The 10,731-nt window shown below is 56.7% G+C and carries 10 protein-coding genes; 3 read left to right on the top strand and 7 right to left on the bottom strand.

Annotated elements, in window-relative coordinates; genetic code table 11:
* The first annotated feature begins 36 nt into the window (after nucleotides 1–36).
* Genes AC2FJF_RS15940 through AC2FJF_RS15930 form a run of 3 tightly spaced genes read left to right on the top strand, consistent with a single transcriptional unit; the run spans nucleotide 37 to nucleotide 2,642 of the window.
* A complete protein-coding gene (locus tag AC2FJF_RS15940; protein WP_496726259.1) occupies nucleotides 37–1,260 on the top strand; it encodes a class I SAM-dependent RNA methyltransferase in 1,224 nt (407 codons plus the stop codon).
* A gap of 21 nt (nucleotides 1,261–1,281) precedes the next feature.
* Nucleotides 1,282–2,067 (top strand): ion transporter, encoded by a 786-nt coding sequence (locus AC2FJF_RS15935; protein WP_496726258.1) that lies wholly within the window; start codon nucleotides 1,282–1,284, stop codon nucleotides 2,065–2,067.
* Nucleotides 2,068–2,123: 56 nt separating this feature from the next.
* Nucleotides 2,124–2,642: a L,D-transpeptidase family protein gene (locus AC2FJF_RS15930; protein ID WP_282153618.1), complete on the top strand. Its 519-nt coding sequence runs from the start codon at nucleotides 2,124–2,126 to the stop codon at nucleotides 2,640–2,642.
* Here the strand turns inward: AC2FJF_RS15930 and AC2FJF_RS15925 are convergent.
* From AC2FJF_RS15925 to cysQ, 7 genes are all read right to left on the bottom strand, one after another.
* Complete coding sequence (locus AC2FJF_RS15925; RefSeq protein ID WP_496726257.1) at nucleotides 2,626–4,071, bottom strand: nodulation protein NodH; 1,446 nt, start codon at nucleotides 4,069–4,071, stop codon at nucleotides 2,626–2,628. The genes AC2FJF_RS15930 and AC2FJF_RS15925 overlap by 17 nt on opposite strands.
* A gap of 6 nt (nucleotides 4,072–4,077) precedes the next feature.
* Entirely contained in the window at nucleotides 4,078–5,778 is a 1,701-nt protein-coding gene (locus AC2FJF_RS15920; RefSeq protein ID WP_496726256.1) for a DUF5927 domain-containing protein, read from the bottom strand.
* Complete coding sequence (locus AC2FJF_RS15915) at nucleotides 5,775–6,761, bottom strand: glycosyltransferase family 2 protein (protein WP_496726255.1); 987 nt, start codon at nucleotides 6,759–6,761, stop codon at nucleotides 5,775–5,777. Before AC2FJF_RS15915 ends, AC2FJF_RS15920 begins: the two co-directional genes overlap by 4 nt.
* Nucleotides 6,762–6,926: 165 nt before the next feature.
* A complete protein-coding gene (locus tag AC2FJF_RS15910; RefSeq protein WP_496726315.1) occupies nucleotides 6,927–7,919 on the bottom strand; it encodes a glycosyltransferase family 2 protein in 993 nt (330 codons plus the stop codon).
* A gap of 55 nt (nucleotides 7,920–7,974) precedes the next feature.
* A complete protein-coding gene (gene galE, locus AC2FJF_RS15905) occupies nucleotides 7,975–8,958 on the bottom strand; it encodes a UDP-glucose 4-epimerase GalE (protein WP_496726254.1) in 984 nt (327 codons plus the stop codon).
* Nucleotides 8,959–9,026: 68 nt separating this feature from the next.
* Nucleotides 9,027–9,827 carry a 3-deoxy-manno-octulosonate cytidylyltransferase family protein gene (locus AC2FJF_RS15900; RefSeq protein ID WP_496726253.1) on the bottom strand — a complete coding sequence of 267 codons (801 nt, stop codon included), beginning with the start codon at nucleotides 9,825–9,827 and terminating at the stop codon, nucleotides 9,027–9,029.
* Nucleotides 9,827–10,624, bottom strand: a complete 798-nt coding sequence (gene cysQ, locus AC2FJF_RS15895) for a 3'(2'),5'-bisphosphate nucleotidase CysQ (protein WP_496726252.1) — start codon at nucleotides 10,622–10,624, stop codon at nucleotides 9,827–9,829. Before cysQ ends, AC2FJF_RS15900 begins: the two co-directional genes overlap by 1 nt.
* Nucleotides 10,625–10,731 lie beyond the last annotated feature (107 nt).

The raw sequence follows: 10,731 nt of genomic DNA, 5'->3' as shown, positions 1-10,731 counted from the left end.
GTTTTGTTGCGGGCCAAGCCCCGGTATCAGGCCCTCATGACGCAAACCTACACCATTACCCGCCTTGGCCATCAGGGCGACGGCATCGCTGATGGCCCTGTTTACGCTCCGCGTACCTTGCCGGGTGAGGTCGTCAGCGGCACGCTGATGGGCCAGTTTCTGACAGATATTCGCGTCGAGACACCCTCGGATCAGCGGGTCAAGGCACCGTGTCGTCACTACAAATCCTGTGGTGGATGCCAGTTGCAGCACGCTGCAGTTGGATTCGTTGCGGATTGGAAGGTCGAAGTGGTGCGTACCGCGCTGGCCGCGCAGGGGTTGGAGGCGTCGATGCGCCCGATCCATACGTCAACAGAACGGTCCCGCCGTCGCGCGACGATCGCGGTACGACGGACTAAAAAGGGCACTCTGGCCGGGTTCCATGGCCGTGCATCTGACACGATCACCGAGATCCCGGATTGCCATTTGCTCGACCCTGCCCTGATCGCGGCCATTCCGGTTGCCGAAGCATTGGCGATTCTGGGTGGTAGCCGTAAAGGCGTGTTGGCGGTGACGCTAACCTTGTCCGAATCCGGGCTTGATGTGGCGGTCAAAGGCGGCAAACCGCTGGACGGCCCGCTTGAGCTATCTTTGGCACAAGCGACCGAGAAACACGGTCTTGCCCGGCTTAGCTGGGACGGTGAAGTGATCGCCATGCGCCAGCCACCCGTCCAGCGTTTTGGTCAGGCAGATGTTGTTCCGCCGCCTGGCGCGTTTCTACAAGCGACAAAAGACGGAGAGCAGGCTCTATTAAAGGCCGTTTCCGAAGCTGTGGGTGCATCCAAGCGCATTGTGGATCTGTTCGCTGGCAGCGGCACATTCTCTTTGCCCCTGGCAGAGGGGGCCGAGGTTCACGCCGTCGAGGGCGAAGCAGCGATGACGCAAGCGCTGGATCAGGGGTGGCGCAGGGCGCAGGGCCTCAAACGGATCACGACCGAGGCACGGGACCTGTTCCGGCGGCCGCTTATGCCGGATGAACTAAAGTCTTTCGATGCAGCGGTGATCGACCCGCCACGCGCCGGAGCCGAGGCGCAAGTGACCGAACTGGCGCGGGCCCTGCGCCCAGTGATTGCTTATGTGTCCTGCAACCCGGTGACCTTCGCCCGCGATGCGAAAATTCTTGTTTATGCGGGCTACACCCTTGAATGGGTACAGGTTGTTGACCAATTTCGATGGTCGTCACACACCGAACTTGCCGCACGGTTCACCCTGAACCCTTAAGATTTACAGGAGACCACCCGAATGGGGATCACCCAACGCCTGCTGACCCTTATCGAAGCACCAGCTTTCGGGAAGTTCATTACCGGTGTCATCATCTTCAATGCGGTGCTGCTGGGGATGGAGACATCACCCACCCTGATGGAAACTGCAGGTCCGTTGATCGTGACTCTGGACAGCCTTTGCCTGACCATTTTCGTTGTTGAAATTGCGATAAAGCTACTGGCAACCGGGCGCAGGTTTTTCACCAACGGCTGGAACGTCTTTGATTTCGTGATTGTCGGCATTGCTCTTGTGCCAGGTGGGTCCGGTCTGTCGGTGCTACGTGCATTGCGGATTTTGCGGGTTCTGCGTGTCATCTCGGTGGCGCCGCGCCTGCGCCGCGTGGTCGAAGGGTTCATTTCGGCCTTGCCGGGCATGGCCAGCGTATTCCTTCTTATGGCGATCCTGTTTTACATCGGCGCGGTGATTTCGACCAAGCTGTTCTCGCAGACCTTCCCGGACTGGTTCGGTGATCTGGGTCTTTCGGCCTATACGCTGTTCCAGATCATGACGCTGGAAAGCTGGTCCATGGGGATCGTGCGCCCGGTGATGGAGATATATCCTTACGCTTGGCTGTTCTTTGTGCCGTTCATCATGGTGACCACTTTTGCGGTGGTAAACCTGCTGGTCGGTCTGATCGTGAATTCGATGCAGGATGCGCACCATGCCGAGGACGAAGTCAAAACCGATGCCTATCGTGACGAAGTGCTGGAGCGGCTTGAAAGCATCGAGCGTCGCCTGACAGAGCAGCAAAACATCAAAAAGTGATTTCAGTTTTCACATTTTCTGGCATAATACAGAAAAAAAAGCAGCAGGCAGTGAACATGGATCGTCGAGCATTTGGATTGGGTGCAATGGCAACGCTGAGCCTCTCAGCTTGTGCCTCGGCCAACCCCAGAATTCTAACTTACAACGGACCCGAAGTGACCTCTCTGGTCATCAACAAGGGCTCACGGAAACTATATCTTCTGCACAATGATAAGATCCTGAAAGAATACAAGGTTGATCTTGGATTTGCGCCCAACGGCACCAAAGCCAAGCGCGGTGATGGGCGTACGCCGGAAGGCAGCTATCTGATTGATCGGCACAATCCAAATAGCCGCTATCATTTGTCGCTGGGGATCTCGTACCCGAATTCTGAGGATGTCGCGAAGGCGAAGGCCATGGGTGTTGATCCCGGCGGCGATATCTTTATCCACGGACAACCGAACCGTCGCAAAGAGCGTAAGCGCGCTAAAAAGACGTCGGATTGGACCGCAGGTTGCATCGCCGTCAAGAATGACGAGATCGAAGAGATCTATTCGATGGTAAACCGGGGCACGCTGATTACTCTGCGTCCCTAATCGGTTTCCAGGGCCCAAATCCGAACTGCATATAGTCACGCTGGTACGCCTGGGCGGCCAGCGTTTCCAGTTTGTCGTCATAAATCTCGGCCAAGGTAAACGGTGTATCCGGTTCGCTGAGTTCGGGTAGGGGCGGTGTGCTGTGCCCCATCCGGCGCGCCAGATCGGGCAGGGCGGTTGTGACCTCATCCTCCCTCAGGATCAGGTCGGGCAATGCGAAGGACGCCATCCCCTCAATGGCCTGCGACTGACTGCACCATGCCGCATCCACGCGTATGGCGGTCTGTTGGGCAAGGTTTTGACGCAGGAATGTCAGGAACGCTGAAAACGCCTCGTAATGCTGCTCAACTGGGTAATTGCCATCGCGCAATTGTCCGGGGATCGGAATCTTTAGCCGGTTGCGCAGGACGTGTCGGATTTTCGGATACGCATCGGAACCTGTGTTGAGGATATGTCTGCAAAAAGCGCGATGCGCGCGGGCCATTGGGTGTTGTAGCACGGCGAACTTTCGATGCCCGGGATTGGATAAAAACCACTGACGCGTCCGTTTTCTGTTCTGGTTGGTGAGCAATTGTTCGACATCAACTTGGTCCAGTGCGGCCATCCACCTTGTTACCGGGCTTTCCATTCCCCCGCGGATGGGCATGTACATCAGTGGCGTCTTTGGTGCGGCAACGTAGTTCGCCACCAAGGGGCGTCGGCGTGGTTCGAAATTCGGAGTGCTGTGCAGGTTGAAGCTGTCGATCTGTGACAACGCCTGCTCCATTTCGTCGGGGTTCGTCACCTTTGCCAGCGCAGGCTCGGGGTTTTGCGGTTTGAGTGTTTCGTCGATCGCCGACAGCCTGCCGGACACACCCAGCCAGGCGGCAAGACCATTCAACAGGTGCACTTGGTTCAGGTCTTCATAGGCAATGTAAAATGGGGTCTGGCCGCTTTGCTGCAAACGCTGCGCCAGCATCAGGTGGTATTCATGCTGCCGGTTCAGGTATTTCATGAACGCTTCGGCATCGAACTCAACCTGTGCTTCGCGACGACGCTTGATGTTTTTCAGCTGCCACTGCTTGGTTTCGCGCGCTATTTTCAACGAGATGAAACTGTCCAGAGGGTTTCGGGTCAGAATGATCTTGGCGCAACGTGGATCGCCCAAAGCAGGCTCTAACACACGAGAATCATGTCCCTGAAAAAGGCGAAACCCGTTCAGTTCCCCTGGTGCCCGCCGGATCGCCTCAAGCAATGCGGAAGGGTCACGATCCCGCTCTTCCACCGAGATGCCCAGCAGAGTGTCGGATTTCAGGCGCCCGATGAAATGGGGATTGAACGCCTCGCCATAGCTGGTGACCCCTTCGATGGCGTTCAGGTTTGCCTCAAGCAGGTTGGACCCGGTCCGCATGGCTGCAAGAATGATGAAATAGTCAAATTGGGGCGTCATTTAGCTTTACTGCACCAGATAGGGTTTTCGATATGGCCGGACCCGGTCCGCAAAGCTGTCGTCCGGTGGGAAATCGCCCATGAGATAAGGGTGCATGCCCTGGTTCTTCAGGTTTTGCAGGAACTGGCCAAACCCGGACAGATCCACCATTTTTGGCGCTTCGGTCAGGTGGCTGGTTTGGGTGGTTCCGGTATCCTCGACCGCGGTCTGTAAAGGCTCGACCGGAGATTCAACGAATTCTGCCAACGTCCACCTGCGAACCCGCGCCTTGGTCCAGACAGAAGAAAGGATTTCCAGTTGTTTGGTTTCGATCTGCTGCAGCCGGGCGGCCTCGGCGCGGATATCGGCAAAGTTCAGGTTTGACCTAAACAGCGGGATTGCCCAGGCGCCGGTTATGACGGAAATCAGCGCATTCTTGTCCCGAGCCAAGAGCCAGTTGATCTCTTGCGTGTCAGCGGGGCCGAACTGAAAACACTGTTTTTCGCCACGCGTGTTCCATATCAGGTTCGAAAGGAAAGCCGTTGGGTTGTAATCCCGCAGCTTTGCGCAATCGCTGAGGCCGCCGTTGACGATGGTTTCTCCGCCGGCGAATTCAGCGCGCTTCGGGTCAAACAGATGCCCGTGGACACGCGCGCCAGTGATGTTGCTCAACCAGGGTTCAAAATCTTCGAACACTTCGGAAAAGCCCTGAAAAACCGAATACGGAGAGGACGTCAGCCCGTTTTCGTTGCCGTGCCGTGGAAACCGGCTTTGCATGTACAACCCGTCACGCCCACGTGTGCGCCGTTCGACCGCTTTGGAAAACACCCGGTCAATTTTGCTTGGGTTGGGTTCTGTGGGTTTCATGGCGCCGGCCTGATCGGTCAAAAAGGCCTGATACAGTCGATCCGCGTTGGGCCAGGCTTTGCGGGCAACAAAACAGTCGGATCTGCGCAGCAGCTGCAGGTGATCGTCATAGAAAATATGCGGACGACCCTGATAGTCGAATTTGGACAGGGTCAGAGACCGACTTTCGATATGGGTGGAATACAGGCGCGCCAGCGTCTGGAAGTAACTTTCGTCGGGAATCCAGACGCGCCGGAAATACCGGTCATAGGTCTCGCGTTTTGGATCTTGCAATATGGCTGACAGGGTTTGGCGGGTCAGGCACCACCATTGACTACCCATATGCGGCACCAACCCTTCGGGTATGTAGCGTCGAATGCGCAATGCGCGCTGCAGTTTCACATAGGCATCGAACAGTTTGCGGTTCTTGCGCCACGAGAACGGAAACCTCAGGGTAAAGCGTTCCTGATCCAAGCCCCCCATAGTCCAGCTTACATCAGAGGTTGTGGCGCTTTCGATGAAATCCACGCGTGGCCGGTCCGCGAGGTAGTTGACCAGTTCATCCACTGGCCGCAACGGAAGGCAGGAGCCCGAAGTCAGGAAAACATGGCGGACATCTGGAAACGTCTCAAGCATCAGCGTGGCGGCAGATTGCGAGGCGGCAACGATTCCCCACCCACCCCAGTTGCAGACATGACGGTCAGAAAACCGGATCAGCGGGTCATTCGCACAGGCGGCAACGAATTCCGCATAGACCTTGTTTGGCACTTTGCGATCCACATGGATCACCACCGGGCACCCCGAAGAGGTCCAGTGTCGAGCCACTTGGCCGGCCCGGTTCAGCGCGGTGTGAACCAGCATAATGATGCCCAGATCGCTCATGCCCAGTTTCCTTTCGACATGAGGCCCAGAATCTCAAGCTGTCGCCAGTTGATGTAGGCTTCGGATTTGTCGCACCAAAACTCGGGCATGTCTGCCAGATGTTCGGCATAGGCGCGATATTCGTCAGAGCTGCGGTAATGCTGGCCGCGCTCCATCTCTTCCTGGGCCTTCTCGCCCAATGTGCTGATAAGTTTGGCGTGCAACAACGCACCGCTTGTTTTTTCGCCACCCCATTCATCAAACACCTGGTTCAATCCGCGTGGAAGCAGCGCATGGGTCGAGCTGACATAGACATAGCGCTTGTCCCATTTCACCAATGGTATCTTGTTTAGCGCAGGCGCTTTTTTCGGCGTGTCCTTAAAGAACACACGCGCGCGGGGTCCGCCTTGAATCCAGAGATTCCCGTAGGTCGGGTTCTTTGTGATCGTATAATTGCCTGCATCAAACCATTTGGCGATTTCGAACGGGTTTTGTCCCTCAGAATAGATGGCGTCTTCGACTGGTCCTTCGGGATACATGTCGATCAGCATTGCACTGAAGCTGCGCACGGCGCAGCCGTCCAGCCAGTCGGTCAGGGCACGGATCGGCCGGGTATCGCAGAATGGATAGATGAAGAATTCGTCCGGATCGACGGTCAGAACCCAGTGGCGGTGTGCATATTTGCGCAGCAGGTAGTTTGTCCAGTCCACCCCAAACGACGCACGCTTATAGCTTGCATCGGCTCGCCAGACCGAGACGTCGGATTGACCCGCCAGATATTCAAGTGACCCGTCATTGCTGGCGTTATCAACGAACAGAAAATGGTTTATGCCCAGCTGCCGGTAGTAGGCCAGAAAATATGGCAGGCGGATTTTCTCATTCCGTATGACGCTGACCAGCAGGACGTCTTTCCGTTTTATCGAATTTGTATTTACGGAAACGGGAATAAGGTCGTGCCGCTTTCGAAGACAGCGCAGGATACGGCGCTTGCGCCGCAATCTCATTCGGTATGAATCCAATAGGCCCACGCGACTGCCCAACCTTTGTTATTTACGCGAGCGTGCCCGGAGGCTGTACAAGCCAGAGTGGTACCGGACAATTGCCGTTTTATGCCATTTTTCCATCTTTCGAAGCAACGACTTTAAAAACCGTTAGTTCGAGTTGTGACTTTACCAGTCAATTATTCCCATCAGGCCCAGCTGCTGCAAAGATTCCCAACCAGTGTATCGCTTGGAATCAGGCGTCCACATGACAGGGTGTTCCATGATGCCGTCATAGTAGTCTGCAAACTGTTCAGGATCGTGAAAGTGTTGCCGGCGCTCTTTCTCGATCTTTGATTTTTCCACAACTTCGGGCAGGAATTTTGTGTGTAACAAGACACCAGATGACGCTGTGTCGCCGGGCCCTCCGTAACTGGCGTTCAAGTAGCGTGGCAATGCGGAATGGCACGAATTCACATAGGCGTAGCGCCGCGACCACCGGACCAGTGGGATTTTGTTCAGCGTCGGAGATCGGCGCGGGGTGTCGGCAAAAAACATGCGCTCGCGCGCGCCGCCCTGTACCCAAAGGTTGCCCAGCGGGCTTTGCCTTTGTGCCCGGTAGGGGGCGGCATCAAACCACCTCACCACGTCGGTCGGGTCGGTTTCAGGATCGTAGCCTTGTTCCCCCAGCGGGCCATTGGGATAAAGATCCAGCATCAGCGCGCCGAATGCCACACGTCCCTGATCATCCAGCCATTTCGTCAGGTCGGGTAGGGGCCGGGTGCCATGATCGGGGTAGATCAGCAACTCATCCGCGTCGACCATCAGGGTCCAGTGGTCGTGCCCATAGCGCATTTGCAGCCAGGTCAGCCAATCCAGCCCATAGCGCGACATGCGATAGCTGTCCCGGGTCTGCCACAGTGACACGTCCGGCTGTTCCTTGAGAAAGGGCACCGAGCCATCGTCACTGTCATTGTCGACGATCAGAAAGTGATCAACCCCCAATGCACGATAATGGCGCAGGAACCAGGGCAGGCGGGTGATTTCATTGCGCAGTGTGGTGAACGCCAGAATGCCACCGGCTTTGATGTTCGCCGTGCGGTCGTTCAGGCAAGACAATTGATGGCGGCTGCGAAAGGACCGCCACAACAACCGCTGTCGTTTTAGCCGCAACTTGTACATTTGCACCCATGAGATGGGCGGAAGCGTATCTTCCCCTGTACCAGTCACAATAAGCTCATTTTTCGTAATGGCCGTTCTGATGCCAGCGCCATGCATCGGCAATCATTGTCTCTAACGTTGATCTTTCCGGGGACCAGCCAAGCTCGTTACCCGCACGAACAGAACCGGATACCAGCTTGGTGCAATCGCCCGCTCGACGCGGTCCGATCGCGAAAGGCACGTCGCGGTTGGTGACGGCCTTGGAATGGCTGATCACATCCATCACCGAAAACCCCGACCCGGTGCCAAGGTTGAACACGCGGCTGCCCTTGTCTTGCTCCAGCCAGTTCAGCCCCAAGACATGGGCGTCGACCAGATCGCAAACGTGTACATAATCGCGGATGCAGGTGCCGTCTGGTGTGTCGTAGTCCGTCCCGAATACCGTCAATCCGTCGCGCTTGCCGTCGATGGCATCCAGCATCAGAGGCACAAGGTGGGTTTCCGGGCGGTGGAACTCACCCACCTCGCCATCGGGGTCGGCACCGGCCACGTTGAAATACCGGAAGATCACGTGGTTCAGCCCGTGCGCGGTCTCGAAATCGCGCAGGATATCTTCGATGGCACGTTTTGAGGCGCCGTATGCGTTCAGCGGCAGTTGCGGCGTGTCTTCGTCCAGCACCACATTGTCATGCTCGCCATAGGTGGCGCAGGTGGAGGAGAATACAAAGTTCTCACATCCGGCGGCCACCGTGGCTTCGATCAAATTCAGCGAACCGGTCACGTTGTTGGACCAGTATTTGCCAGGCTCGGACATGGCCTCACCCACTTGGCTGAGGGCGGCAAAATGCATCACGGCCAAGGGCTCGTATTTGGCAAAGACCTCATCCAGCCGGGCACGATCCAACAGATCGCCCTGTTCGAACGGACCGAACTTCACCGCATCCTGCCAGCCAGTGACCAGATTGTCGAAGGTCACAGGCGTGTAACCAGCTTGAGAAAGCGCCTTACAGGCATGAGATCCAATGAACCCGGCACCGCCAGTGACAAGAATGTTCTTCATATTCGTTCCAAATTGCGGTGTGACGCCCGGTTAGACGTCGTCTTGACAGGAGTTCAGGTGAAAATGGGTCAATCCAACCCCATAGCGGCCATCATCTCTTCGAGCTTCGGCACATCTTGCGGGTTATTCAATTCCCAGAATTGGCGGCCCTTGGCCTCAACCTCAACGCACAGAACCTTGCGGCCATTTTCCATAAAGCGTAGCTGTTCCAGCCCTTCCAATTGCTCCAAAGGTCCCACTGGCCAGGTTGGATAGGCTGACAGCGCATCAGGGCGATAGGCGTAGACGCCGACATGGTGGAACACCGGTGTCGGTTCGGTGCCGGCAAAAGTTTCGGCGGTAAAAGGCACAACCTCTTTCGAGAAGTACATTGCGCTGTGATCGGTCGCAAATACAGCCGTTGTGCCGCCGACCCGCCCGTTTTTGCGATCGTTCAGCAAGCTGTTCAAAGCATCTCCGTCACAGCGCAGAACCGGCGTTGCGACCCCGGCGTAGGGCGCGGCGCGCAGACCGGCGATCAGGTCTTCTACAAACCAATGTGGTGTCAGTGGCGCATCCCCTTGCAAGTTCACCACGATCTCATAGCCCGCGCCCAGAGCAGTATGGGCCTCGGCGCATCGCTCGGTGCCATTGCCGCAGGTCTCGGATGTCATCACCACCTCGGCCCCGAACCCTTCGGCCACGTCGCGGATGCGGTCGTCATCGGTGGCGACAACCACCTTGTCCACGCCCGATACGGAACAGGCGGCGCGCCAGGATCGTTCTATCAGGGTTATCGCGTTGCCGCTTGCCCCGGTCAGCGGAACCAGCGGCTTGCCGGGGTAGCGGGTCGAGGCATAGCGGGCGGGGATGGCAATCAGAACAGACATCAGGCCTCCTTCAGGTCAACGCCCGGAGCGTAGGCGATAAAGAACGGGTTTGCATAGCCGTCCTTGCCGTAGGTCAATGACGAGTGGTCATCGAAACGAACAACCTTGCCGCCCGCACCCGCCAAAACGGCGTGACCAGCGGCTGTGTCCCACTCCATCGTGCGCCCGACGCGGGGATAGAGGTCCGCTTCCCCTGTTGCGACCAGACAGAATTTCAGGGACGAGCCCGCGCTTTTGCTGTCCTTGACCTGATATTTGTTGATGTAATCTTCGGTCGCCTGATCGCGGTGTGATTTTGACGCGACGATCATAAGTGCCGAATTGTCCGGTTCAGACACCGAAATCGGGGTCACGTCGCCGGCCTGTGCCTTGTTCAGCGCGCCGGTTTCCTCAACCGATTGACCGTCAGCTTGCGTGTAGAACATGCGCCCCTTGGCCGGTGCATACACAACGCCGCGGGTTGGCACTCCGTTTTCAACCAGTGCGATGTTCACCGTGAAATCACCGCGCCGGTTGATGAATTCCTTGGTGCCGTCCAGCGGATCGACGATCAGAAATGTGTCGCCTTTTTCGGAATGTGATGCGGCCTGTTCTTCGGTCACCAGCAGAATATCCGGGAATGCCGCGCGCAAGCCCGCCGAAATCAAGGCATCGGCTGCCTCATCAGCCTCGGTCACCGGGCTGGCGTCGGATTTGACTTTGACGTCGAAATCATCCGCCTCGTAAATCTGCATGATTTTGTCCCCGGCTTCCAGCGCCAGACGTCTGATTACGGGAATAAGGGCGTCATAGGTCACAAAAATGCTCCGTTGCTGTAGTTTGTTGATCGAAATCCTTGTGGGTCTTATGCTGTGCCGGTTACGGAACGGCAAGAATTTCGTGGCAGTTTGCAGGTAATTCAGCG

Source organism: Ruegeria sp. CDSB013 (genome assembly GCF_059611165.1).
This window is presented reverse-complemented; position numbering and strand designations above follow the sequence as displayed.